Here is a 23,602-nt window from a genome sequence, read left to right as displayed (position 1 = left end):
TCTAAGTCCAGCGCATCAATGGCTTTCGATCGTGATCGGTTGTAGGCCGTCCTGATGACGCCGCCACATGGCTTGAAACAGCGCCTCCAGATGCAGCGTATAGGCTAGCGTATCGAATAGCGGGGTGTTCAGGCGATTGGCGGCCAGCTTGCGGTTGACGTCGGCCAACTGCTCGGGACAGTTGGCTAGATCGTGAGCCAGCGTGTAATAGGTATCCAGATCGGTCGCGATCAACTCGTCCAAGCCTATCGCCCGCAACAGACTGCCGGCTACCCGTGACGGGAAAGTGTCGCCGGCGCAGGTAATCATCGGCACGCCGACCCACAGTGCGTCGCTGGCGGTGGTGTGGGCGTTGTAGGGCGCGGTATCCAACACCAAATCCGCCAGGCCCAAGCGTCCCAGATGCTCGATTTGCGGTAGCTCGTCGGCGAAGATGAGTCGGTCGGGCACAATGCCGCGCTGGTAGGCTTCGTTTCTGAGCCGGCCCTTGGCGGAGGCGTTTTTCAACAACCACAGTACGCTGCCCGGCGTGTTGTAGAGCAGCCGGCACCAGACGTCGAAAATTTCCGGCATGATCTTGTAAGCCTGATTGAAGCAGCAAAACACAAAGCCGTGTTCCGGCAGGCCCTGCTCGACGCGGCTGGATAGCTTGCCGATTTCGGCGTGCCGACCGTGCGGCTGGTAGCTGTCCGGCAGGTAGGCGAAGGCCTCGCTGTAGTCGGCGGCGCTGCCGGGCGGCGTCAGGTAGGGATCGGTGACGATGTAATCGCAAAAATCGCCGCCCAGCGTACTGGGGTAACCCAGGTAATTGACCTGAATCGGGGCCGGCCGGTAGGTGAGGATTTCGGTGCGGGTGCCGCGGGTATAGCCCTTTAAATCGATCAGAATGTCGATTTGGTCGGCATGAATGGCTTTGGCGCTGTCGGCGATCGATAACTCGCTCAAATCGACGAAACGGTCGAAGCAACGCAGCAGGCGTTGGCGCATGTCGCCGCCGTCGTCGGCGCCGTAGGAGTAAGCGTAGATTTCGAACCGGTCCTTGTCGTGGGCTTCCAGCATTTCCACCAACAAATACGCGGTGGCGTGATCGTGGAAATCGCAGGATAAATAGCCCAGCCGAATTTTCGGTCTGGCCGGGCCGACGAATTGGAACGCCAAGTCGTCCCGCTCGGCTTGACTGGCGGCGAGTCGGGCCAGCAACCACAAATCGGCGCATTGTCGTTGTTCGGCGGCACTGATGCCGGGTAAGGACAACAAATGGAAAGGCGAAATCCGGCTGCTTTCATTGGCGGCCAAACTGGCCCGTACCTTGTTCCGCCATTCGTCCAGACGCTCCCATTCGCATAATTTGCGGCTGCGGTCGTAGTGTTTCATCGGGGTTCCACTCCATCGTTGGCGCAAACCGCCAGGGAAGGCCCGACGTCTAGTCCGGGGGCATGGCGCCATCGTACCCCACTTTAGCCGGAATACCGAGGAAATCCGGCGCTTGCGGCGGCGATCAGTTCATTAAGGATTTCAGCGGTATCGCGAAGCGTTGCCGAACCACGTCGCCGATTCGGCCGCTGTAAGCGCTCAGATACAAATCCCGGCCGCAGACGTGCGGCAAGGCCGAACAACGACCGGTGATCGCGAATTGCCGGCCGAACAGCCGGAAGGTCAACGGTACGCAATCGGCGCGCAGAATGGGGCCGGCCACGCTGAGATCGATACGCCGGTCGAATGAATCGTAAGCCAAGCTATCGGTCACCAGAGCCAGTTCGGCCAGGACGATACGGTCGTTGTCGCCGATACAGCCGTAAACCGTGCAGCGGCACCCTTGCAAATCCGTAAGTAAGGCTTCCGCCAGCCGCTTGGCGGTCAGCCGACCGGGGAGTTGTTCCCGCAGAGTTTCCAAGCCGTGGTAGTGTCTCATAAGCTTTGTCGATAGCGTCACTAGGGGTTTGCCCGTAAAATACCCGGCCGACACCTGACTTCCATTGGCCCCGCGCCCCGAGATTTGATGACCGATTATAAACTGACCCATCTCAAACAGCTCGAAGCTGAAAGTATCCACATCATCCGCGAAGTGGCCGCCGAATTCGAAAAACCGGTGATGCTGTATTCGATAGGCAAGGATTCCGCCGTGATGCTGCACTTGACCCGCAAGGCCTTCTTCCCCGGCAAGCCGCCGTTTCCGCTGTTGCACGTGGATACCACCTGGAAATTCCGCGAAATGATCGAATTCCGCGACCGGATGGCCAAGGACCTGGGTTGGGATTTGCTGGTGCATATCAACGAAGAAGGCGTCGCCCAAGGCATCGGCCCGTTCACTCACGGCAGCAAGAAACACACCGACGTGATGAAAACCGACGCACTGAAACAGGCCTTGAACAAATACCAGTTCGACGCGGCGTTTGGCGGCGCCCGCCGCGACGAGGAAAAATCCCGCGCCAAGGAACGGGTGTATTCGTTCCGCGATAAAAATCACCGCTGGGACCCGAAAAACCAACGCCCCGAACTCTGGAACATTTACAACGGCAAAGTCGATAAAGGCGAGTCCATCCGCGTCTTCCCACTATCCAACTGGACCGAACTGGACATTTGGCAATACATCCATTTAGAGAACATCCCCATCGTACCTTTGTATTTTGCCAAAGAGCGCCCGGTCGTCGAAAAAGACGGCATGCTGATCATGGTCGACGACGAGCGCATGCCGATCGGCCCGGAAGACAAAGTCGAAATGAAGATGGTGCGCTTCCGCACGCTTGGGTGTTATCCCTTGACCGGGGCCGTTGAATCGACCGCGACCACACTGCCGGAAATCATCCAGGAAATGCTGCTGACCACCACCTCCGAGCGCCAAGGCCGTTTGATCGATCATGACCAGGCTGGGTCTATGGAGCAGAAGAAGCGGGAAGGTTATTTTTAGAACCGGACCTAAGCATTGCGACTGTTTTTTAGTTGCCATAGAATAAAGCGGCATGAGCAAAAAGCAAAAGCTGATTGAGAAATTCAAATCTGATTCCGAATTCACTTGGCAGGAATTGGAAAGAATGATGCTGCTACTGGGCTTTGAAAAACAGGAAGGCGACGGGTCGCGGGTTAAATTCTACAAACCGGAATTAACCATCAGCATCCACAAACCCCATCCCGACAAATCGATCAAGCACTATGTTCGAAAAGAAATTTTAGCGAGGTTAAAAGATGAATTGCTTTAGCTACAAGGGCTATCAAGGCTCGGTTGAAACCAGCATTCAGGATAAATGCCTCTACGGCAAATTGCTTAACATTACCGATTTAATTCTCTACGAAGGCAACACCGTAGATGAACTGGAGCAAAATTTTAAAGCCTCGGTAGACGATTATCTGGAGCACTGCAAACAGCAAAATAAACCGCCTAAAAAACCGTTCAAAGGCTCCTTCAATGTCAGAATCGGCCAGGAACTCCATGAAAAAGCCAGCAAAAGAGCCAGCGAAATCGGCAAGTCCTTAAACGACTATATTAAAGACATTGTGCAGAAAGACACCGAATCGCATGCCTGATAATAGTTTTTATCAAAATGACTAAAACCACTGATGATTAACAGCGTCCAGCTAAAAAACTTTGGCCCTCTCACCGAAATTGATTGGCAAGACTTAGGCCCGATCAATTTGGTGATCGGCAATAACGGCTGCGGGAAATCGTTTTTGTTGAAGGCGATATATAGCGCTGTGCGGACATTAGAGGATTATAAACGAGGAGATAATCCCGAAGATGCTTCGGATATTTTATTCAATAAATTGTATTGGACTTTTCAGACAGAAAAAATAGGCGACCTTGTTTCGAAGCAAAGCGATGCATCCCTATATTTTGGCTTAATGATCGACAAGCTAGCATTTAACTATTCGTTTGGAAAAGACACGTCTAAAGCAATTAATTCAGTAGAAAACAATGTTACGCCCCGTGAAAGCAACTCTATATTTTTGCCCGCCAAAGAAGTTATATCGATACATCAAATTATTTTAGAGACAAGGGAGCGCGGCAAGCGTTTTGGATTCGATGATACTTACTTTGATCTAGCAAAAGCTTTAACAATTACTGAACTTGAAGGATTTATAAACAATTTTGAAAAAACAGGCGTGACTATTAGTGAGCATCAAAGCCCTGCAAAAGGATATGGTTCGAAAGAATTCGAGGAATCACGCAATAAATTAGAACTCTTGCTCGATGGTAAAATTGAATACGACAAAACCTCAAGTCGCTGGTATTTCAAAAAAGGCAGGCAACGATTCTCTATAGGCATAACTGCGGAAGGTATAAAAAAAATTGCCATTCTTGATACATTACTGGGTAATGGGCAATTAGATAAAGACTCTATTGTCTTTATTGATGAACCTGAGTCAAATTTACACCCAAAAGCAATTTCTGATTTTTTAGATATTATTGCTTTACTTGCTCAACAAGGTCTCCAGTTTTTCCTAGCCAGCCATTCTTATGCTGTGGTCAAAAAACTCTTCTTAATTGCCCAACAACATCAGCTTTCCATTCCGGTAATATCTAAAGAAGGCGACAACTGGCTGCAATCCGATTTGTTGCAAGATATGCCGGACAATCCGATTATCAACGAATCGATTCGGCTTTACGAAGAAGAAGTGGATTTAGCGTTTAAATGACAGTGTCCTTCGTTGAATCGGATATGACATTTGGCCCGTATCCTGACGGGCGTTGTTTCCTCTTAGAGCAATCTGATATTTATAAAAATATCAAAAACAATGGAATTAAAACAGTTGAGGCTTTATTAATATCGAATGATTCAAAAAAAATTTTCTTTATTGAGGCAAAATCAACTGTCCCACAACCTCAAGCGAAATATCACAAACTCAATCCTGGCATAGAAAATATTGAGCTCTTGCTTGATCAGTTAAATCAAGATCAAGCACATATACAAATACTAAAAAAAGCACGAAAGGAACTGGGAAGCTTTAAAAACGAATCTTGGTATATTGAGATAAAAGAAAAATTCTTATATAGCCTTAATTTACTTTTTTCTATCTATCTCAATAGGCATGCTAATGAGCTGCCTGATGCTTTTAATAAAATCGAGACAGATAAGCTAGAAATCCGACTAATAATAGTCATAAAATCATGTAAAGCAGATCACCTTAAGCACATTAATAGCCATCTAGCCACAATATTAAAACCAGTAGCTCAAGCATGGAATCTGGGGCCATCTGCTTTTCATGCCATAAATGAAGAAATGGCTAGAAGTCGCAATATAGTTGCTTAATATAAAAGTTTCAAAATTAGGAATCCTTAAATGTCCCACCAATCCGACCTCATCGCTACCGATATCAACGCCTACTTGGCGCAACACGAACGCAAGGAGTTGCTGCGGTTTTTGACCTGCGGCAACGTCGACGACGGCAAGAGCACGTTGATCGGCCGTTTGTTGCACGACTCGAAAATGATCTACGAAGACCAGTTGGCCGCCGTCCAGGCCGACAGCGTCAAATCCGGCACCACCGGCGCGGGCAAGATCGACTTGGCCTTGCTGGTCGACGGCTTGCAGGCCGAGCGCGAGCAAGGCATCACGATCGATGTTGCCTACCGCTATTTCTCGACCTCGACTCGCAAATTCATCATCGCCGACACGCCGGGCCACGAGCAGTACACTCGCAACATGGCCACCGGCGCCTCGACCTGCGATTTGGCGGTGATTTTGATCGACGCCCGCTACGGAGTGCAAACGCAGACCAAACGCCACAGTTTCATTGCTTCGCTACTGGGCATCAAGCACATCATCGTCGCGGTCAACAAAATGGACTTGGTCGGTTACAGTCAGGAAACCTTCGAAAAGATTCGCGACGATTACATGGCCTTTGTCAAAACCCTGGATCTGCACGACATTCATTTCATTCCGATGTCGGCGCTGGACGGCGACAACGTGGTCAATCCCAGCGTAAACATGCCCTGGTTTACTGGCCTGCCGATGATGGAGTTGCTGAACAGCATCGAAATCGCCAGCGATCACAATTTCGACGATGCCCGCTTCCCGGTGCAATACGTCAACCGGCCCAACCTGGATTTTCGCGGCTTTTGCGGCACCGTCGCGTCCGGCCTGTTTCGGCAAGGCGATGCGATTACCGTGTTGCCGTCCGGTAAGACCAGCACGATCAAATCCATCGTCACCTTCGACGGCGACTTGCCGCAAGCTTTCGCCGGCATGGCCGTGACCTTGACCCTGAACGACGAAATCGACATCAGCCGCGGCGACGTGGTGCTCGGCGGACAGCAAACCGCGCCCAGCGTCGCCGACAAATTCAAGGCCAATATCGTGTGGATGACCGAACAAGCGATGCTACCCGGCCGTCAATACGTGATCAAACTGGCGACTCGCGGCGTATCCGGTTCGGTGGCGACGATACACCACCGCATCGACGTCAACACCCTGGAACACCACGACGCCGACGAATTGAAGCTGAACGAAATCGGCCTGTGCACGGTAGCCGTTAATGCGCCGGTTGTCTTCGAACCTTACAAACGTAATAAAACCACCGGTTCGTTCATCGTCATAGACCGCTTGACCAACGTCACGGTCGGCGCCGGTATGATCGTCGGCGAAGCGAATGATGAGGATTGGACGCCGGTTAGCGCTGAGGAACGCGCCAGCCGCTTCGGTCAATCCGCCAGCATCGTCGCTTTAACTGGCGCCAACGCCAAAACCATGGCTTATCACTTGGAGCGCCGCTTGTTCGACACCGGCCACGCCGCAACGGTGTTGGAACACGGCGACGTAAATCTGGCCGCCGCGATCAAGCATGCCGGCCTAATCTGCCTGTGTGCGGGCTTGGCTGCCGAGCATGCGGATTTGGCCTTCGATGCCGACCGGCAAACCATCGACGAAATCTACGACGCATTGAAGAATCGTAGCGTGGTTCACTAAGCCGCGCGGCTGTTCCCATGCGCCGCATGGGAACGCGAAAGGCCGTTTGTTATGCGCCGCGAATTGGCCGACCGGAATTTGACCTCAGCAGCGTCAACCCGCTTAAAAACAGTAAAAACGAAGCTGGGAGCGGAATATTGGTCGGTGTGATTGGGGAGCCGGTTATTTGAAAGCGAACTTCAGGATAGAGTTGGGTAATCTTGATGGAGTCTATCGCCCGCTCCGGTGATAGGTTTACATTGCCGCCCACCGGGACATAGATTGGCGTGAATATCGTGATCGAGGGCGCAAGCCTTGCCGTCAAATCTATATCGTTTCTCGCGGAGATGTTCCAGCCGGCCGATGACCTGGCGCCCGTCAGCGTCACGGTAGTCAAATCGATACTTCCGCCCGTGAGAATGGTCGCGGCCGGCGCGGGATTGATTTCTATAGGCGTTGCTCGACTTAGATCGGGCGTTGTCAACAGAATGTTGGGATAAGGAAAGATTACCCTGGTAAAGACGCTGGCCAACGAGGTACTGGGGCCGAGGTTGATCGCTCGACTGCTTGAGGACCGCAGGTCCAAGCGTTGAACGTCTTCCACTTCGGACGTTGCCGACGCATAGGCGGTGGACGTCGACAAAACCAAGAGTCCCACGAATAAGCCGTTCAAGCGCATAACTATCTCCTTAGTCTAGTAATTCAGATAAGTGTGCCTGGCGATTGTGTCAGAACGATGACCGATGCCGCGATCGATCAAGTCCGCACATTCTTTGTTGCTCTTGGCTGCGCTCGGCGCGCGAGTTTCGGCGGGGATTTATGCCTCGGGTAGGGGGGCTATGTGGCGAGCGGCGCGGTCGATCCAACACAAAAAAGCCCCGGTGGTTAAGCACCGAGGCTCCGCGTAGCCGAGGCGTTGGCCGGTTATTGCAACAAATCCAACGCCTTCTCGGCCGCTTTTTGCTTGGCCTTGGTTTTGCCGGCCTTGATCGCTTGTTCGGCGTTTGGGGCTTGCTCTACCTGGCTTTTCAATTGTTTAACGGCTTGTTTTTTCTCTTTCAAGAGTTGCGCGCCTTGTTTCAATTCTTCCGGCGTGGCTTGCTCGATTTTTTGTTTGACCGCTTGTTTGGCGGCGTCTTCGACTTGCTGTTTCGCGGCGGCCGGGGCATTTTCGACGCCGGCTTTGACCGCTTTCGCACTATCGACCGCCGCGCCGGCCGCCTCGACGCCGTTGACCGCGTCGGGCGCGACGGCGTTCGCGCTGTTTTGGACCGCCTGCTTGCCGACCGCTTCCAACAAGCCGGTGTCGGCCACGGCGGCTGAAGAAGCCAATACGAAGGAACTCAATACAACGATGCTGGTTTTCATGGATTTATCCTGGTCGTTCATTATTAGGAGCTTGCAGATTAGCCGTCCCAACTTAACCGACGATTAACGTCCGGCAATGCGGCGCAAGGTTTCCGTGACCAACTGGCCCGCCCGGTCCACCGAGTCGGATTCGGCATAGCAGCGTAATTCCGGGGCATTGCCGGACGGCCGCAGGTGGACGATGTCGCCGCTGGCGAAGGTCAGCCGCAGGCCGTCGGTAGTATCGCTATCGACCGGCGCGCCCAGGCTATCGCCCCACAGGCTGCGATAGGCGCTGGCGTCGGCCTGCAAGCGATCCAGCAAGGCGCGACTGTTGGCGGTCGGGAATTCCTGAATCCGGTCGCTGGCGGTGAAGCGTTGCGGCAAGCCTTGTAGCAAGCCGGACAGCTTGACGCCTTGGCCGCGCGCCATTGCCAGTAACGCCAACGCGGGCAACAGCGAATCCCGAGTCGGCAGGGCCGCCAGGGGCTTGCCGTTTACCGATAAACCGTTGCCGGCCAAAAAGCCGCCGTTGGCCTCGAAACCCGCCACGCCGCCCGTCGCGACCTGCTCCATGCCGGCGATTACGTAGGGCGAACCGATTCGGGTTCTAATCACCTGCTTGAACGAGCCGGACGCTTCGATCGCGGTATTGCAACTGACCGGCGTGACGACGGTGTCCGCGCCCAAAAACTTCGCGCACAGCAGGCCGACGATGTCGCCGCGCAGCCACTCGCCGGTCTCGTCCCCGATCAGCGGCCGGTCGCCGTCGCCGTCGGTGGAAATGATCGCGTCCAGTTGGTATTGTGCCGCCCAGTCGCGGCCGCGCTGGCGATCCGCCTCGCCGACCGCTTCGGTATCGATAGGCACGAAGGTGTCGGTGCGCTCCAATCCGACGACTTCGGCGCCCAATTCGGCCAAGACTTCCTTCAACACGTCGCGGGCCGCGCTGGAATGCTCGTAAACGCCGACTCGCCAGCCGGCCAACAAATCGTTGCCGAACAAACGGGTATAGCGCTGCTGAAATTGCGCCAGCGCGGCGGGATTGACGGCCGGCAATTCAGCGTTCACCGCTACGACTTCCACGGTCGCGCCGGTCATCGCCGTCTCATCGGCTTTGCTGATTTCACCGTCGGCCCGGTAGAACTTGATGCCATTACGGTCGAACGGAATGTGGCTGCCGGTGACCATGATGGCCGGCAAGCCTTGCGCCAGCGCATACAACGCCAGCGCCGGCGTTGGCAATACCCCGCAAAAATCCACTTCGCAGCCAGCTTGGCGAATGCCGGCCACGCACGCTTGGGCGATTGCCGGGCTGGACGGCCTTAAATCCATGCCCAGCGCGATTTTTTGGCCGGGCTTGGTCAGCTGCAAGCCGTGGATAAACGCCAGCGTATACGCGGCGCAGACTTCGCCGCTCATTTGGCTAACCAAGCCGCGCGCGCCGCTGGTGCCGAACGCCACGCCGCTGTCGGCCATCATTTGTTGGATGTTGATTGTTGTCATGGGATATTGAGATAGGTTGAATTAACGGATTTTTTGCGGTTGAGATAATTCTTCAAAATACGCCAGCAACTCATGCAAACGAGTACTCGGATTCATCTCGCCGCCGTCGATTGCTTCGGTTAAGACTTTTGGCGCTAAACGTCTGGCTTCAGGAAGGCGGTTTTCCAGGCTCCGGAAGATATTTCGTTCATTGCCTTTATCGTAGTCCGCGAATTCAGGATAAGCGCGTAAGTCCTTGAGCAAAGAGTCAGGCGAATGCGGCTTTCGGCTATATCCGAAATGCAGCAACAACCAAAACTCGAAACAGGGATAGGAAACCACCACATCGATCTTAGGCTGGCTTTTCGCTGCGTACAAAGCATTTTCGAAGTTGGCATGGGCATCGCGGTCTATCGTGCAGAACACCCTGTCGAATTTGCCTTTTCTGCCAATCGCTTCGTTGACGATACTCGTCGGATCGGTTTTGCCGCAGTGACGGATTTCCACTTGCACCTTCACCCGAAAATATCCACAGGCATCTTCCAAATAGCGCTTACCGGATTTGCTGTCTTCGCAAATCACCAATACCGTGGGTTGTGGTTTGAAACGCGGCTTGGCTCGATTAAACGACGCGGCACTACGAGCCATTCTTAACTCCGGCGAATGATCGGTAGTGCGCGATAGCGGCCTTCGTAATAGCGCTTTTCCAGATCCTCGCCTTCCCGGCCCTCGAAATCGTGGATGGAGCGGAGTTGGGTTGCGCCATTGGCATCCCGCTCGGTTAGCCAGAATTGGTCGCGGCGCAATAATTTGGCATCCATTAAGTGGGTGTCGTGGGTGGTAAATATGAGTTGCCCTGGCGATTCGGAATACAGATGCTTTGTTACTAGAGAGATGACAATCTCAGGGTGTAAACTCGTATCGAGTTCATCGAAAATTAACGCCAAGCCTTGTTCCGAAACGAGAGTAAGTAATTGCCACAGCAGCCAGAAACCTATCAAATTTCTTGTCCCATCTGACTCCTCATCAAAATTAAACTCAGCATCACCTAATGTAGTTCGATGAGTAAATACAGTTTTAGCTTGTCTTCCCGCCATTGGCGAGTCTAAAAAAGTACGCGATAAATTAGTAGAAACCGATTCAAGCTCATCAAATCGAATATCTGTGATCGGGACATCGACTTCTCGCAAAAACGATGACAGTGCTTCTGCAAATGTGGCGTCTGTTTCGGCTCGTTGCTGAGCAATTTCGGCTAATTCCGGAGTGCTATGGGTAAAATAAACCGACAATCCCCCCTGAAACCATAAGAGCGGTATTCTAAGTTGTTTTAATTCTTCGCTACTATTTGCAACTGCTTGAGAAATAAATAAGGTCTGAGGCCCCGTCGCTTTCCGCCATAATTCATGCAAATCTATTCCACCTTCTAACGCCGCACCGAAACGATAAATATCTCCTCCAGCTTGATGCTTTCTTTCGTATAAAAGAGTTTCTCTACCTTCGGGAAATATAACTAAACGTTCTTCAACGATGCGCTTTTCAGTTAATGCCAACTCAAATTGATAGCGCTGCTCATAGACAATAAAATGCACATCAATTCTTGTCGGTTTGTCAATTAACGTGGCGTCAAACCGAAAAGGAGCAACCGGAAGTGGCACAGGATGCGCCATTGGCTGACGATTGGAAACTTCACGAATAACATCGAATGCCTTAATTAAATTACTTTTCCCTGAAGCATTTGGCCCATAAATCGCTGCCACTTTCAGCAAATCAGGCAATTTCTCACCTTTGACCGCTGGTTTGATCAAATTCTCCCGCTTTCGCAATCTAGGCGCAGCAACCATCGAAAAGGTCTGCTTCTCGCGGAAGGATCGAAAGTTAGTGACGGAAAATTCAATTAACATGCAGAAATCTCGCAACTAGATGGCGTTATTTGCTGAATAATATAGCCACTTGTCAATTTATCTGCAGAAAAACTGCACTCAGCCTCAACTGCTTATGCGGGTTTGATCGGTAAGTGTCACTGCGGCTGGCAATGCATCTGGCGGATGAAATCCTGCAAGGTTTGGCCAGGATCTTCGGTGAAAGCTTCGTCCAGCACCCGCGCGTGCTCGATACGGTCCAGGCGGAAGTTGCGGAAATCGCCGCGCAGTTCGCACCAGCCGACCAGGGTCCAGACGTTGCCCCAAAAATACAAGCCCAGCGGCCGAATCCGGCGTTGGCTGAATTCGCCGTCGCCGCGCCGGTAATCGATCTGTAATACGCGTTTCTCGTCCAAGGCCTTGCGGCAAATGTCCAAGGTCACATCCAAGTCGTCGCGCCGCGAGAAGCGCAGCGCGAACAGTTTGGAGCGATCCAGGCGGTCGCGCAATTCGGCCGGTACGACCGCCACGACCTTGTCCAGCACCGACTGCGCGGAGCGGCCCAGTTCGGTGCCGCCCCAAGTCTTGACCATCCTGGCGCCGACCACCAGCGCCTCCAGTTCGGCGGCGCTGAACATGATCGGCGGAATATCCAGGCCGTGCCGTAACGCGTAGCCGACGCCGGCTTCGCCTTCGATCGGAATGCCGGACAGGCTGAGCACCTGGATGTCGCGGTAAATCGTGCGTTCCGAGACCTCCAGCCGCTCGGCCAGCGCCTTGGCGGTCACCAAACGTCGGTTGCGCAGAATCTGGACGATCTGGAATAGGCGGTCCGCTCGGCGCATGTGCGGTCGATGGTCTCGCTAAGCCGGCGAATACAAGCCGACCCGGTTGCCTTCGCTGTCGATGAACAGCGCGAAGTAACCGCAGTCGCCGTCGTGAATCGGCGTTTTCGGCACCAGCACCCGGCCGCCGCCGGCTTCGACCTTCGCCAGCGGCTCGTTCAAATCGGCGCCGCCGTTGAAATACACGACCGCGCCGGTCTCGGAGGGTTGATAGCACTCGCCCTGCACCAACATGCCGCTGACCGCGCCTTCCTCGGCTTCGAAAATCGCCAAGTTCATGTCATTCATCTCTTCCAGCTTGAACGTCGAATTCAACACGTGACGGTAGAAGTCCTGGGCGCGACCAAGATCGGCGGCGGGTAGTTCGAACCAAGTAGCTAGATTGTTGTTCATGATGCTCTCCTCGTTGCAGTTAAAAGAGCGGTCATGCTAAACCAGTGCTACTGACAGCGTGGTGTCAGCAGTGTTTTAGCGCTAGCGCCGACCGCCCAGCAACGAGCCCAGTACGCCGCGGATGATTTGGCGGCCAAGTTCCTGGCCGATGCTGCGCGCGGCGCTTTTCGCGGCGGCTTCCAGGACGCTTTGGCCGCCGCGCCGCCGCGATCCGGATTGGCCGCCGCCCGGCAACACTTCGCCCCAATCGAATCCGCCGCCGACCGTCGAGGCTTCTGCCTTTCCCGCCCGTTGTTTCAAGATTTCGTAGGCCGATTCGCGATCGATCTGTTTTTCGTAATGGCCGGCGATGATCGATGCGGCCAGCGTCTCGCGCCGCTCGGCGTCGCTGACCGGGCCGATCCGCGAGCGCGGTGGCTTGATCAAGGCGCGTTGGACCGGTAACGGAGTCCCCTGTTCGTCCAACAACGACACCAAGGCTTCGCCGACGCCCAGCTCGCCGATCGCGGCGGCCACGTCCAGTCCTGGATTGGCGCGGAAGGTTTCGGCGGCGGCCCTGACGGCTTTTTGATCGCGGGGCGTAAAGGCGCGTAACGCGTGCTGAATGCGATTGCCGAGCTGGCCGAGAACGACGTCCGGAATATCTTGGGGATTTTGGCTGACGAAATACACGCCCACGCCCTTGGAACGAATCAAGCGCACGACGTGTTCGATTTTCTGCAATAAGGCCGCCGGGGCGTCGTTGAATAATAGGTGGGCCTCGTCGAAGAAAAATACCAATTTGGGCCGGTCCAGGTCGCCGGCCTCCGGCAGGTTTTCGAACAATTCCGACAACAGCCACAGCAGCAGCGTCGCGTAAACGCGCGGCGATTGGTATAAGGTTTCGGCGGCTAGGATGTTGATCACCCCTCGCGAGCCGTCGGTTTGCAGCAGATCGTTGAAATCCAGGGCCGGCTCGCCGAACAAGTGTTCGCCGCCCTCGTGTTCCAGTTGCAGCAAGCCGCGTTGAATCGCTCCGACGCTGGCCGCCGAGAGTTTGCCGTAATCGTTGGCCAGTTCGGCGCCGTGTTCGGCAACGTATTGCAGCATCGCCTTCAGGTCTTTCAGATCCAGCAACAGCCAGCCCTGGTCGTCGGCGATCTTGAACGCGGCGGTCAATACGCCGCTCTGCACGTCGTTCAGGTTCAACATCCGCGCCAGCAGCAGCGGTCCCATGTCCGAGATCGTCGCGCGCAGCGGATGGCCCTTCACGCCGAACACGTCCCAGAACAGCACCGGCGCCGCGGCCGGCCGGCTATCCTGGATAGCCAAGTCCGCCAAGCGGGCTACCACTTTGGGATTGCCGCCGCCGGCCCGGCTCAGGCCGGCCAGATCGCCCTTGACGTCGGCCACGAATACCGGCACGCCGATGTCCGAAAAGGCCTCGGCCAGCGTTTGCAGCGTGATGGTTTTGCCGGTGCCGGTGGCTCCGGCAATCAGACCGTGGCGATTGGCCATCGCCGGTAGCAGGTTCAATTCGGCGGTGCCGGCTTTGGCGATCAGCAAGGGTGTGGTCATGGCGAGTCCTGGAGAAAAAAGGTCGGATCAGCCAGGAGCTGACCCGAGAATGTTTACAGCAACGCGATTAAGTCCGCTTCCAGCGTCTCGTAGGCGCCGAAGCGGCTGGCGACCAGATGGCCGTTCCGGTCGATGAGCAGGTAGGATGGCGTGCCTTGTAACTGGTAACGCTCGAAGCTTTCCGGCCGGAAGGGTTGCCTGGAAAAATAGTCGCGCAAATGGGCGCGCAGTGCGTGCTGCTCGGCGGGCGCCCGCGCCTGAAAATCGTCGATCCGTTGTTCGATGAAGCGCTCGACTTCGGCGGCTGTCCCGTCCGTTTCGCGCGGCGTCAAATGGTCCATCGCTACCGGAAAACTCAAGCGATAAGGCCAGGTGCCGCGCTCCAGCAAGCCGTATTGGCTCAACAGTTTTTCGGTTTCGCCGATGACCCGGCCTTCTTCCAACAACAGGCGCAGATTGGCGACGGTATTTTTATCGAAATCCTCGAAGGCGGTCGCCAGGCCCAACACCGTCAAGCCTTGTTCCCGGTAACGCCGATACAGGCCTTCGACGCGCGGCAGACAGTGCAAAAAACAGCCGGGGCAATTGACTTGAAATACCGCGACCAGGACGACGCGGCCGGCCAGATCGCTGAGTGTGGAGGGATCGCCTTGCAGCCAGGCGTCGACCGCCAGAGGCGGCGCGGTTAGGCCGATGCGGGCTTCGTTGATCGCGGTGTCCAAACCGGCTTCAATCGCGAAAATTGTTGAATTGCAACGGCTGTTCCAAGTCCTCGGCGCGCAGCATCTGAATCACTTCCTGCAAATCGTCGCGTTTCTTGCCGGTAACCCGCACCTTGTCGCCGTTAATCGCCGCCTGCACTTTCATCTTCTTGTCCTTGATCAATTTGACGATTTTTTTCGCCACTTCGCTGCCGATACCCTGCTTCAACGTAATGGTTTGAGTCGCGGTCTTGCCGGTGTCGGTGATTTTGCCGCTTTCCAGCGCGGAAATGTCGATGCCGCGCTTGCCCATCTTGGCGTATAAAATCGGCAACATTTGTTGCAATTGAAACGTCGATTCGGCCTTCATCTGAATGCCGTCGTCGGATTGTTCGAAATTGGCGTTGGAGCCCTTGAAATCGAAGCGGGTCGAGACTTCCTTGTTGGCTTGGTCCACGGCATTGGTCACTTCGTGGGCGTCGAGTTCTGAAACGATGTCGAAAGATGGCATGGCGTTGATTTGCAAGTATAAAAGTCGCGCCACTATAACGGCGTCGCGACCATTATTCAACTGTGGCGGGTGTCGCGGCGGACTTGTCCGCCGGCGGAGAAGCCGTTATCTTGTGGCTAAGCCGGCCATTTGTCGAACGGAACCGGCGCATTGCAACGGGGGAAAACCACTATGAGAGCTATTGTTTACCTAAGCGGCCCAATCCTGGCCGGCATCCTTCTGGCAGGCTGCGGCCAGGAGCAAGCCCAAACCGCCATCGCGGCGAACGCGCCGCTCAAAACCTTTCCGCGGGCCACGACATTGCGCGGCACGGTCAGCGACAATACCGGGCCGGTCAAGATCGGTACGGTCACGCTGTCGACCGAGGCCGGCAAGGTGCTGACCAGCGTTGAATTGCAAGACAGCCAGCGTTACGAAATCGAAGCGCCGGCCGGAACGCCGCTACCGGTATTACTGACCTACGCCCCGCCACCCGGAAAATCCGGCGACACGATGACCAGCGTGGTGATTTATCCGGAAATCAGCAAATACGACATCAACCCAACCACGACTGCGATTGCCAAGAGCGCGAAGGCGATGGGCGGATACAACCACAACAATCTGGTACGCGCCGCCGAAAATACCGCTCACGTTCCGGACGCCAACAAAACTACCGCCGGTTTTCGCGGCGATCCCACCACGCAGTACGGCGGCTGGCACTAGCCGGAGCCGCTTTCGGTATTACCGTTCGACCGGCCAAAATCCGGTCGATTTTAGCTCTTGGTTCAGCGCCTTATCGCCGTATTTTCCAGTCGTCGCGATACCTGAGCGGCAAGCTTGGAAATTAAGCGCCCGTTTTTGCAAAACGCTCTACACTAAAATCTTGATCGGCTAAGTTGCAATACTAGCGATGCGTCATGCAGTCAACTCTGATGAACCGCGCCAATTGTTCTAGCTGGGTTAAAGCTTGACGCAACTGCAAATAACGCGGCGGATTGCCGGCCCGCTTGTAACAAAACTGTCATAAACACCGTTTAATATTCCGGCGATCCGACGTCGGCAATTCTCACAGGAGTATAGGCTTATGGCTAATCTAACGATTAAAGCTCGACTCTACGTCATCCTGGCCGCGGCAGTCAGCGGATTTATGCTTCTGGGGCTGGGAAGCCTGTATCAGATCGAACAAATCCACGGCAAGGTTAAGGAAGACTACAGCAGTTTCGAAAGCGGCATGCATACGCTGGTGCTGATTCAGAGCGCTAACATCGCGTTCAAGACCCAGGTGCAGGAATGGAAAAACATCTTGCTGCGCGGTAACGATGCGGCCAATTTCGAAAAATATTCCCAGGGTTTTTCGGCTTCGGAAAGCTTGGTCGGCACCAAACTGACTCAGGCATTGGAGGCGCTACGCGTGGTGGGGTCGCCGTTTGCGCGCGATATCGAAAATCTGCTGAGCGAGCATCGGGAGATGGGCAAGAAATACCGATCGGCCTTGGCGCAATTCGATCAGGCCGACCCGGAAGCCGGCAAGAAAACCGATGCGCTGGTCAAGGGCATGGATAGAAGCACCACCGACAGCATTAACAAGTTGGTGGAAGCGTTCGAAACCGGTCAGCATGATCGCCTGAACCGACAAATTCAGTCTTCTCAAGACGAGTTTCGGCAAATCCGCAATACTCAGTTGGCGATCTTCGCCGCGCTGTTGGTGATCTGCGGCAGCCTGGTATTGTTCACCGCGCTGCATATCGCGCGGCAGGTCGCGGACTTTCAGCAAGTCATCTCCGGCATTAGCGCCAATCGCAATCTGACCTTGCGGATGCCGGCCGCCGGCGACGACGAAATATCGGCGATCGGCAAAAGCTTCAACGACTTGTTGCAGGTTTGGCAGAATGCGATCGGCCAAATAAAGCGTAGCGCCGATTCGGTCGCCAGCTATGCGCGCGACATGACGGCGTCGGTTGCCGAGTTGTCTTACAGCGTCGGCGCGCAGAAAGCGGCGACCACGGAAATGGCCGCCGCTATCGAAGAAATGACCGCCAGCATTGCGCATATTTCCGATTCGTCGCAAAACGCCAACACCATTTCCAGCACCTCGTCCCGCCAATCCGCCGACGGGAGCTCGGTGATCGAAAAAACTGTCTCGGCGATGCAAAACACCTCGAACGGCGTGATGGAAACCGCCAAAGTCGTGGAGCGGGTCGGCCAGCAATCCCAAGAAATCTCCGGCATCGTTCAAACCATCAAGGATGTCGCCGATCAGACCAATCTGCTGGCACTCAACGCCGCGATCGAAGCGGCCCGTGCCGGCGAGCAAGGCCGCGGTTTCGCGGTGGTCGCCGACGAGGTCCGCACGCTGGCCGAAAAAACCACCCGGATGACTGAAAACATCACGCAGTTGGTCGATCGCATCCAGGCCAGCGCGCAGGATGCCGTCGTCAATATCGGTAAGGTGGTGCAGGGCGTCGATCAAAACGTCGCGTTGGCCCATCAGGCGGGCGAGGCCATCGGCGGCATTCGCGAAGGCAGTATCCGCGTCGTGGACGCCACCAACACGATCGCGACGGCGCTGGCCGAACAATCGGTGGTGAGCGAGAGCATCGCCAGCAAAGTGGCCGCCATCGAACTGATGAGTAACAAAAACAACGATTCGCTGGCGCGCCTAAAAGACGCGGCCGGCCGGATGGATACGCTGGCCGGCGACATGCGCGCGATGGCATCGCAGTTCAAAGCCTAGTCATCCGTCGGAACGCTAAACCGTACATATTCCTCTTGGGTTCCAAGCCAGACATCATGAAAATCAGCCGTATCTCCAAAATTGTCAGTCTCTTGTTGGTCCTCACCCTGACCGGCTTCACGGTTGCGGTGGTTCGCTCCTTGCAACACCTTAACCACGCTTTCAAGGCCGTCGAATTCGTCGGTCAACAGCAGAACCAGTTTTACACCCGGATCAGTCAGCCGGTTTTCAATTACCTGGCCAGCGGCGATGCCACCTTGTTAACCGACATCGATACCAATGTCGGTCGGGCTGTGCGCGACATCGAAGCGAATCGCGAGGTGGACGACCGGCTGAAAGCGCCGTTTCTGGATTTGTTGCGGACCGTTCAACAATCCATCGTCGTCGAGTTGACCTCGGCCGGGAAATTGGCCGATCCGCAAATCCTGCTGATTAACAACGAACAGCAAATGTCCGGGCATTTGCAAAGCTTAATCGACTACGCGTCTCGCGCGCCGGTGGATGCCAAGACGAAACAACCCTACTGGGAATTGATAGGCCAAACCCAAGCGGCAGTGTTGAATTTGTCTCGAGCGAGACAAAGCTTTTTCGCGGCCCGCGAAGCGGTTTCGGCCGAGAACATTCAGCGTTATCAGCGCCAACTGCTGGCGCTAGCCGATCGGTATAAACAGTTGCCGTTGCTGGGCGTGATGCGCGACGCCGCCAACGCGGAGCCGGACTTCGGTCTGGGGTTGACCGAGCGAGTGGCCGAGGCGCGCGACCTCGCCGAGGAACCCATCAGCGAGATCGGCGCGCTGATTCGGCGTTACGACATCGATCTGGGTAGCGCCGAACAGTTCGCGCGCCAAAAAGCCGCCAGCCGGACGCAAGCCGCCGCGCAACTGCAAACGCTGCAACAACGGTTCGCCGATCTGCAAACCGAGATCGCCGGCGAATATCAGTATTACGAACATATCCTGTACACGATCGTCGCGATCTGCACCGCGATCTTGATCGCTATCTGTATGCTGATGATTTATATCAAACGCCATCTGGCCGATGTCATCGCCCATATCAGCAACCATGTCGATCTGCTGGCGCGCGGCGATTTGCGCGGCTCGGTTTCGTTGCGCAGCCGAATCGCCGAAATCAATTTGGTCAAGGAATCTCTACACAAATTGCATGATTATTTCGAATCGCTAATACGCCACATCAATCAGGAATCCTCGGCCTTGAACCAATACGGACGAGACATATTGCTGGTCGCGGCAAGCCTGGAATCGATTACCGCCGACCAACGCCAGGCCACCGAAGCCGGCGCCCAACAAATGACCGAGTTACACAGTTCTTTCGTGAATGTCGCCAACAGCGCGGCCGACAGCCAACATGCGACCACTTCGGCGCACGGCCTGATCGATAGTGGCGTGGCCTATATGCGACATACTCAGGTCCAAGTCGCCGAACTGGCCAAGGCCACCGACGAAACCGCCGCGTCGTTGGAACATCTGCGCCGCGACGCCGCCGGCATCGAAACCGTGCTCGGCGTCATTCAGGGCTTCAACGACCAGATTAATTTGCTGGCTTTGAATGCCGCGATCGAAGCCGCCAGGGCCGGGCAATACGGGCGAGGCTTCGCGGTGGTCGCCGACGAGGTTCGTAAACTGGCGTCGAACACAGCGGACTCCGCCGAGCAGATTCGCGGCTTGATCGAAAGGCTTAATCGGGCCACCGAAACCACGGTCAAACTAATGAATCAACAACAAGCGGCGGCGAAAACCACGGCCGAGGCGGTCGATCATGTCCATCAGGTATTCGCCGGCATCAAGTCGTCGATAGGCGAGGTATTGAGCCAAAGCCGGGTGATCGCGGCGACCTCGCTGCAACAATCGCAAGCCGCCGAACGAATTGCCAACAATTTCTCGCATACCGCCGAATTGGCCAAACAAACCACGCAAGAAGCCCAGACCAACAAACTCAGCGCGTCGGCGATTTCCGACGTCAATCAAAACCTGCAAAACCTGATCGCGCAATTCAAGGTGGCGTGAGGGATGCTAGTGCTATCCGCTATCCGCGCAAAACAAGCACGGTGCGGTTCTCCGCGCACGGTTCCCGCCAAGCGGCTAGTGATTTCAAGGGTTGAGTAGGCTATTGAAATTTGCCGATATACCATCGGTTCGGCGCCATTTTTCGGAGTACCGGGCCGTCAGGAAGCCCGATCAGGCCCAAAAACTACTTCTCGCCGGTATATTCGCGTCAACGGGGTTAAATTCCTCCTTTTGGTGGATTTTAGGCGTACAGTCATCTACGCCGTACTGTAACGCAAACGAAAAATAGCGTCCATGCGCGTCAGGCTATACGCGGCAAAGGTAAAAATTGTTTGTGCTACGACCGTCTTCAAACCTTGGAACTCGGTTTGTCGTAGCGAGCCGACGGTCTTGGCTCAGTCTTTTTCCTTGCAACATGCGGGGTGACTTTGCACTGACGTAGCGTGTCAAAGAAGGCTTGTTATGGTTATGTGTATATATCTTCGCGTTTGTACAGGGACTCACCACTACAATTTTGGAGGTGGATCGTGAACAGTATGAATCTTCTGCCGGAATTACCATTGGATTTTCCTATTGCGGCAATAGATCGATGGTCGCTCGAAGTATATTTCGGCGTAGGTAACGTAAAGCCTTATCCTGGGCGGGACCCAAATGACTTGCTAGTTGTAACGGATAAGAATGGTCAAACGCAAGTTTGGGTGCGTCCTCTAAGTGACGACGGAACTTTTAATACTAAATACCGAAAGGACTACGAAACCGTTATGAACATGGTTGTTTCGAAAGACTTAGATATCGATCATATTCAAAGTAAGACTCGAGCTGGTCAGCAGGGTTACAAATATGTCCGATTAATACCGCTTAAACTCGAAGTGAATAGGGCCTGGGGGGCTAGGTGGGAAAAAAGGACTGCGAATCTTGGCAAGAATGGGTTCGTGGATCCGAGTCCTCCTACAATAAGAATGATTGATCATTTCCAATGGTGGAAGATATTGGGTGTTTTACCGGAAAATACTCCTTATGGTTAAGGCCTATAGAGTAAGGGGGAAAGGGGAGTTCTGAAAAAATGAATGAAACCTAGGGGAGGACTTGAGGGTTCAGCCCTGGGCTACGTTTTTGGTGATCCAGTCTACCCGCCACGCGACGGCGGCGGCATTTTTTCCCGCAGTTTCAAGAAACGCCGGTAGCGCGCCAGCGGGATTTCGCCGGCTTCGGCGGCGGCGCGGACCGCGCAGTCCTTGTCGGTGACGTGCTTGCAATCGTTGAAGCGGCAACGGGCGATGTAGGGTTGAAATTCTCGATAGCCCCAGGCCAGTTGCGCCTCGGTCAATCCGGCCAAACCGAAAATGGCGACGCCGGGGCTGTCGATCAAATCACCGCCGCCGGGCAAGTGGTAGAGCGTGGCGGCGGTGGTCGTGTGGCGACCGTGTTTGCTGATCGCCGAAATGGTATTGGTGCGTAGCGTTTTGTCCGGCAGCAGCGCGTTGGTCAACGAGGATTTGCCGACCCCGGATTGGCCGGCGAACAGGCTGGCGCGGTTTTGCAGCGTATGGGCCAGTTCGGCGATGCCGATTTGGCGGTTGGCGCTGACCGGGTGTAGCTGGTAGCCCAGCGTTGGGTAGTAGTGCAATTCGGCGTCGATGTCGGCCGGCAACGGCAGGTCGATCTTGTTCAGGATTAGGTCGGCGTCGATATTGCTGTTCTCGCAGACCGCCAGATATTGATCCAGCAACAGAAAATCGCAAGCCGGCTCGACCGCCAACACCACGTACACGCTGTCCAGATTAGCGGCCACCGGCCGGCTTTCGTTGCCGCGCGCCGGACGAAACAGCGTGGAACGTCGAGGCAGGATCGCTTCGATGCGGCCTTGCTCCGGCGACGACAGCGTTAGTTTGACGCGGTCGCCGACGACGACGGTATCCAGTTTGCGCAGGGTTTGACACAGGACGGGCGGCGTGGCTTCGTCCAACTCTACCGCGATGCCTTTGCCGAGATGGGCGATGACCAGTCCTTCCCGCTGAGCACTCATCAAGCGGTTTGTATCTTTTCTTCGATATGGGCGATGCGGATCGCGGCGGGCGGATGACTGTAGTGGAAGGCCGAATACAGTGGGTCGGGCGTCAGCGTGCTGGCGTTTTCTTCGTACAGCTTGACTAGGCCACTGATCAGCTTGCCGGCCTCGGCGTTGCGGGTGGCGAAATCGTCGGCTTCGAACTCGAATTTGCGTTGAAAGAACGCGCTGATCGGTTGCATGAAGGTGGTGAATACCGGCGACACCAGCATGAACAACAGTAAGGCCGCCGCATTGGAGTGAGTGCCTACGCCGAGTCCGTCGAAAAACCAGTCTTGGGTAATCAACCAGCCCAGAATCGCGAAGCTGATCAAGGTCATCAGCGACGAGGCGATCAGCATCTTGATCGTGTGCTTGCATTTGAAATGGCCGAGTTCGTGGGCCAACACGGCTTCCAGTTCCGATTCGTCGAGGGACTTGACCAGGGTATCGAAAAATACGATGCGTTTGTTATTGCCCAGGCCGGTGAAATAGGCGTTGCCGTGGCCGGAACGGCGCGAGCCGTCCATGATGAAAATGCCGTTGCTGTTGAACCCGCAACGTTCCAGCAAGGTTTGAATGCGTTGCTTCAGCGAGCCGTCCTGCATCGGTTCGAACTTGTTGAACAAGGGTGCGATCAGGGTTGGGAACAGCCAGCTCATCAACAGCGAAAAACCCATCATGATGGCCCAGGCATACAGCCACCACAGGTCGCCGATACTGTCCATCACCCATAGAATCAACGCCAAAATCGGCAGACCGATGCCGAGCGTCAGCGCGATCGACAACAACTGATCCTTGACGAATTGCGGCAGGGTGTTTTTGTTGAAGCCGAATTTTTCTTCGATGACGAAGGTTTGATAGAGGCTGAACGGGATTTCGACGACGGTCATCAACAAAAAGACGCTGGCCATCGCCGCCAAGCTAGCTTTCAGCGGCGACAAATCGAAGGTCGTCCAGAAGTCGAATACCAGGCTGATGCCGCCGCCCAACGTCAGCGCCAGCAGAAACACAATGCCGACCACGCTGTCCAAGTCGCCCAGTTTGCTCTTTTCCACCGTGTAGTCGGCGGCTTTTTGATGGGCGGCCAGCGATACCCGGTCGCGGAATGCCGCCGGCACTTGGTCGCGATGTTGCAGCACGTGGGCTTTCTGGCGCATTGCCAGCCAGAATTGGACGCCGTAAGACAGGACGAGGGCGACGAGAAATAGGACGGTAAAGGTGTTCATCAAGGCCGTG

Annotated in this window: 24 protein-coding genes; 10 read left to right on the top strand and 14 right to left on the bottom strand. The window is 55.1% G+C overall.

Annotated elements, in window-relative coordinates; genetic code table 11:
• Positions 1 to 15 precede the first annotated feature (15 nt).
• Positions 16 to 1,374: a UDP-N-acetylglucosamine-peptide N-acetylglucosaminyltransferase gene (locus BJL95_RS14565; protein ID WP_064030757.1), complete on the bottom strand. Its 1,359-nt coding sequence runs from the start codon at positions 1,372 to 1,374 to the stop codon at positions 16 to 18.
• 124 nt (positions 1,375 to 1,498) lie between these two features.
• Positions 1,499 to 1,912, bottom strand: coding sequence for a hypothetical protein (locus BJL95_RS14560; RefSeq protein ID WP_071158930.1), 414 nt, complete (start codon positions 1,910 to 1,912; stop codon positions 1,499 to 1,501).
• 87 nt (positions 1,913 to 1,999) lie between these two features.
• Here BJL95_RS14560 and cysD point away from each other — a divergent pair, with 87 nt between their 5' ends.
• The 6 genes from cysD to cysN are packed head-to-tail and all read left to right on the top strand — an operon-like array spanning position 2,000 to position 6,902.
• On the top strand, positions 2,000 to 2,908 hold the full coding sequence (gene cysD / locus BJL95_RS14555; protein WP_071158927.1) for a sulfate adenylyltransferase subunit CysD: 909 nt from the start codon (positions 2,000 to 2,002) through the stop codon (positions 2,906 to 2,908).
• Positions 2,909 to 2,960: 52 nt separating this feature from the next.
• Positions 2,961 to 3,197 carry a type II toxin-antitoxin system HicA family toxin gene (locus BJL95_RS14550; RefSeq protein WP_071158925.1) on the top strand — a complete coding sequence of 79 codons (237 nt, stop codon included), beginning with the start codon at positions 2,961 to 2,963 and terminating at the stop codon, positions 3,195 to 3,197.
• Positions 3,184 to 3,522: a type II toxin-antitoxin system HicB family antitoxin gene (locus BJL95_RS14545; RefSeq protein WP_071158923.1), complete on the top strand. Its 339-nt coding sequence runs from the start codon at positions 3,184 to 3,186 to the stop codon at positions 3,520 to 3,522. Before BJL95_RS14550 ends, BJL95_RS14545 begins: the two co-directional genes overlap by 14 nt.
• Before the next feature lie 33 nt (positions 3,523 to 3,555).
• The gene (locus BJL95_RS14540) at positions 3,556 to 4,632 is read left to right on the top strand and encodes an ATP-binding protein (RefSeq protein WP_071158921.1); all 1,077 of its coding nucleotides are present in this window, start codon (positions 3,556 to 3,558) and stop codon (positions 4,630 to 4,632) included.
• Positions 4,629 to 5,246 carry a hypothetical protein gene (locus tag BJL95_RS14535; protein ID WP_071158920.1) on the top strand — a complete coding sequence of 206 codons (618 nt, stop codon included), beginning with the start codon at positions 4,629 to 4,631 and terminating at the stop codon, positions 5,244 to 5,246. The genes BJL95_RS14540 and BJL95_RS14535 overlap by 4 nt, the downstream gene beginning before the upstream one ends.
• Before the next feature lie 30 nt (positions 5,247 to 5,276).
• Positions 5,277 to 6,902, top strand: coding sequence for a sulfate adenylyltransferase subunit CysN (cysN, locus tag BJL95_RS14530; RefSeq protein ID WP_071158918.1), 1,626 nt, complete (start codon positions 5,277 to 5,279; stop codon positions 6,900 to 6,902).
• A 49-nt stretch (positions 6,903 to 6,951) separates the two neighbouring features.
• Here cysN and BJL95_RS14525 read toward each other — a convergent pair whose 3' ends face one another.
• From BJL95_RS14525 to BJL95_RS14480, 10 genes are all read right to left on the bottom strand, one after another.
• The gene (locus BJL95_RS14525; protein ID WP_071158916.1) at positions 6,952 to 7,560 is read right to left on the bottom strand and encodes a hypothetical protein; all 609 of its coding nucleotides are present in this window, start codon (positions 7,558 to 7,560) and stop codon (positions 6,952 to 6,954) included.
• Between the two features lie 245 nt (positions 7,561 to 7,805).
• On the bottom strand, positions 7,806 to 8,249 hold the full coding sequence (locus BJL95_RS14520) for a hypothetical protein (RefSeq protein WP_071159263.1): 444 nt from the start codon (positions 8,247 to 8,249) through the stop codon (positions 7,806 to 7,808).
• Between the two features lie 63 nt (positions 8,250 to 8,312).
• Positions 8,313 to 9,734 (bottom strand): phosphomannomutase, encoded by a 1,422-nt coding sequence (locus tag BJL95_RS14515; protein ID WP_071158913.1) that lies wholly within the window; start codon positions 9,732 to 9,734, stop codon positions 8,313 to 8,315.
• Positions 9,735 to 9,755: 21 nt separating this feature from the next.
• Complete coding sequence (locus BJL95_RS14510; protein WP_071158911.1) at positions 9,756 to 10,361, bottom strand: RloB family protein; 606 nt, start codon at positions 10,359 to 10,361, stop codon at positions 9,756 to 9,758.
• A 2-nt stretch (positions 10,362 to 10,363) separates the two neighbouring features.
• Positions 10,364 to 11,614, bottom strand: coding sequence for an ATP/GTP-binding protein (locus BJL95_RS14505; protein WP_064030750.1), 1,251 nt, complete (start codon positions 11,612 to 11,614; stop codon positions 10,364 to 10,366).
• Between the two features lie 116 nt (positions 11,615 to 11,730).
• Positions 11,731 to 12,417: a YafY family protein gene (locus BJL95_RS14500; protein WP_064030749.1), complete on the bottom strand. Its 687-nt coding sequence runs from the start codon at positions 12,415 to 12,417 to the stop codon at positions 11,731 to 11,733.
• An 18-nt stretch (positions 12,418 to 12,435) separates the two neighbouring features.
• Complete coding sequence (locus BJL95_RS14495; RefSeq protein ID WP_064030748.1) at positions 12,436 to 12,810, bottom strand: VOC family protein; 375 nt, start codon at positions 12,808 to 12,810, stop codon at positions 12,436 to 12,438.
• Positions 12,811 to 12,891: 81 nt separating this feature from the next.
• On the bottom strand, positions 12,892 to 14,367 hold the full coding sequence (locus BJL95_RS14490) for a helicase HerA-like domain-containing protein (protein WP_071158909.1): 1,476 nt from the start codon (positions 14,365 to 14,367) through the stop codon (positions 12,892 to 12,894).
• 53 nt (positions 14,368 to 14,420) lie between these two features.
• Positions 14,421 to 15,089, bottom strand: coding sequence for a TlpA disulfide reductase family protein (locus tag BJL95_RS14485; RefSeq protein WP_254786808.1), 669 nt, complete (start codon positions 15,087 to 15,089; stop codon positions 14,421 to 14,423).
• Between the two features lie 7 nt (positions 15,090 to 15,096).
• On the bottom strand, positions 15,097 to 15,579 hold the full coding sequence (locus BJL95_RS14480) for a YajQ family cyclic di-GMP-binding protein (protein ID WP_071159259.1): 483 nt from the start codon (positions 15,577 to 15,579) through the stop codon (positions 15,097 to 15,099).
• A gap of 171 nt (positions 15,580 to 15,750) precedes the next feature.
• Here BJL95_RS14480 and BJL95_RS14475 point away from each other — a divergent pair, with 171 nt between their 5' ends.
• The 4 genes from BJL95_RS14475 (at position 15,751) to BJL95_RS14460 (ending at position 21,341) form a co-directional block, all read left to right on the top strand.
• Complete coding sequence (locus BJL95_RS14475) at positions 15,751 to 16,281, top strand: hypothetical protein (protein WP_071158907.1); 531 nt, start codon at positions 15,751 to 15,753, stop codon at positions 16,279 to 16,281.
• Between the two features lie 361 nt (positions 16,282 to 16,642).
• Complete coding sequence (locus BJL95_RS14470; RefSeq protein WP_071158906.1) at positions 16,643 to 18,292, top strand: methyl-accepting chemotaxis protein; 1,650 nt, start codon at positions 16,643 to 16,645, stop codon at positions 18,290 to 18,292.
• A gap of 56 nt (positions 18,293 to 18,348) precedes the next feature.
• Positions 18,349 to 20,316 carry a methyl-accepting chemotaxis protein gene (locus BJL95_RS14465; protein WP_071158904.1) on the top strand — a complete coding sequence of 656 codons (1,968 nt, stop codon included), beginning with the start codon at positions 18,349 to 18,351 and terminating at the stop codon, positions 20,314 to 20,316.
• A gap of 527 nt (positions 20,317 to 20,843) precedes the next feature.
• Positions 20,844 to 21,341: a hypothetical protein gene (locus BJL95_RS14460; protein WP_139306276.1), complete on the top strand. Its 498-nt coding sequence runs from the start codon at positions 20,844 to 20,846 to the stop codon at positions 21,339 to 21,341.
• A 101-nt stretch (positions 21,342 to 21,442) separates the two neighbouring features.
• On the opposite strand, the gene rsgA is transcribed toward BJL95_RS14460, so the two are convergent.
• Positions 21,443 to 22,342 carry a ribosome small subunit-dependent GTPase A gene (gene rsgA, locus BJL95_RS14455; RefSeq protein WP_071158900.1) on the bottom strand — a complete coding sequence of 300 codons (900 nt, stop codon included), beginning with the start codon at positions 22,340 to 22,342 and terminating at the stop codon, positions 21,443 to 21,445.
• Positions 22,342 to 23,592, bottom strand: a complete 1,251-nt coding sequence (locus tag BJL95_RS14450) for a M48 family metallopeptidase (RefSeq protein ID WP_071158898.1) — start codon at positions 23,590 to 23,592, stop codon at positions 22,342 to 22,344. Before BJL95_RS14450 ends, rsgA begins: the two co-directional genes overlap by 1 nt.
• Positions 23,593 to 23,602 lie beyond the last annotated feature (10 nt).

Origin of the sequence: Methylomonas sp. LWB, from assembly GCF_001856095.1 — a bacterium.
Classification (GTDB): Bacteria; Pseudomonadota; Gammaproteobacteria; order Methylococcales; family Methylomonadaceae; genus Methylomonas; species Methylomonas koyamae_A.
This window is presented reverse-complemented; position numbering and strand designations above follow the sequence as displayed.

Bases quoted from the DNA above. Each gene is read 5' to 3' on its own strand.
- BJL95_RS14565 (WP_064030757.1), bottom strand. From the start codon at position 1,374: ATGAAACACTACGACCGCAGCCGCAAATTATGCGAATGGGAGCGTCTG.
- BJL95_RS14495 (WP_064030748.1), bottom strand. From the start codon at position 12,810: ATGAACAACAATCTAGCTACTTGGTTCGAACTACCCGCCGCCGATCTT.
- rsgA (WP_071158900.1), bottom strand. From the start codon at position 22,342: ATGAGTGCTCAGCGGGAAGGACTGGTCATCGCCCATCTCGGCAAAGGC.
- BJL95_RS14515 (WP_071158913.1), bottom strand. From the start codon at position 9,734: ATGACAACAATCAACATCCAACAAATGATGGCCGACAGCGGCGTGGCG.
- BJL95_RS14450 (WP_071158898.1), bottom strand. From the start codon at position 23,592: ATGAACACCTTTACCGTCCTATTTCTCGTCGCCCTCGTCCTGTCTTAC.
- BJL95_RS14510 (WP_071158911.1), bottom strand. From the start codon at position 10,361: ATGGCTCGTAGTGCCGCGTCGTTTAATCGAGCCAAGCCGCGTTTCAAA.
- BJL95_RS14500 (WP_064030749.1), bottom strand. From the start codon at position 12,417: ATGCGCCGAGCGGACCGCCTATTCCAGATCGTCCAGATTCTGCGCAAC.
- BJL95_RS14465 (WP_071158904.1), top strand. From the start codon at position 18,349: ATGAAAATCAGCCGTATCTCCAAAATTGTCAGTCTCTTGTTGGTCCTC.
- BJL95_RS14475 (WP_071158907.1), top strand. From the start codon at position 15,751: ATGAGAGCTATTGTTTACCTAAGCGGCCCAATCCTGGCCGGCATCCTT.
- BJL95_RS14545 (WP_071158923.1), top strand. From the start codon at position 3,184: ATGAATTGCTTTAGCTACAAGGGCTATCAAGGCTCGGTTGAAACCAGC.
- BJL95_RS14525 (WP_071158916.1), bottom strand. From the start codon at position 7,560: ATGCGCTTGAACGGCTTATTCGTGGGACTCTTGGTTTTGTCGACGTCC.
- BJL95_RS14480 (WP_071159259.1), bottom strand. From the start codon at position 15,579: ATGCCATCTTTCGACATCGTTTCAGAACTCGACGCCCACGAAGTGACC.
- BJL95_RS14520 (WP_071159263.1), bottom strand. From the start codon at position 8,249: ATGAAAACCAGCATCGTTGTATTGAGTTCCTTCGTATTGGCTTCTTCA.
- cysN (WP_071158918.1), top strand. From the start codon at position 5,277: ATGTCCCACCAATCCGACCTCATCGCTACCGATATCAACGCCTACTTG.
- BJL95_RS14490 (WP_071158909.1), bottom strand. From the start codon at position 14,367: ATGACCACACCCTTGCTGATCGCCAAAGCCGGCACCGCCGAATTGAAC.
- BJL95_RS14505 (WP_064030750.1), bottom strand. From the start codon at position 11,614: ATGTTAATTGAATTTTCCGTCACTAACTTTCGATCCTTCCGCGAGAAG.
- BJL95_RS14550 (WP_071158925.1), top strand. From the start codon at position 2,961: ATGAGCAAAAAGCAAAAGCTGATTGAGAAATTCAAATCTGATTCCGAA.
- BJL95_RS14535 (WP_071158920.1), top strand. From the start codon at position 4,629: ATGACAGTGTCCTTCGTTGAATCGGATATGACATTTGGCCCGTATCCT.
- BJL95_RS14470 (WP_071158906.1), top strand. From the start codon at position 16,643: ATGGCTAATCTAACGATTAAAGCTCGACTCTACGTCATCCTGGCCGCG.
- BJL95_RS14560 (WP_071158930.1), bottom strand. From the start codon at position 1,912: ATGAGACACTACCACGGCTTGGAAACTCTGCGGGAACAACTCCCCGGT.
- BJL95_RS14540 (WP_071158921.1), top strand. From the start codon at position 3,556: ATGATTAACAGCGTCCAGCTAAAAAACTTTGGCCCTCTCACCGAAATT.
- cysD (WP_071158927.1), top strand. From the start codon at position 2,000: ATGACCGATTATAAACTGACCCATCTCAAACAGCTCGAAGCTGAAAGT.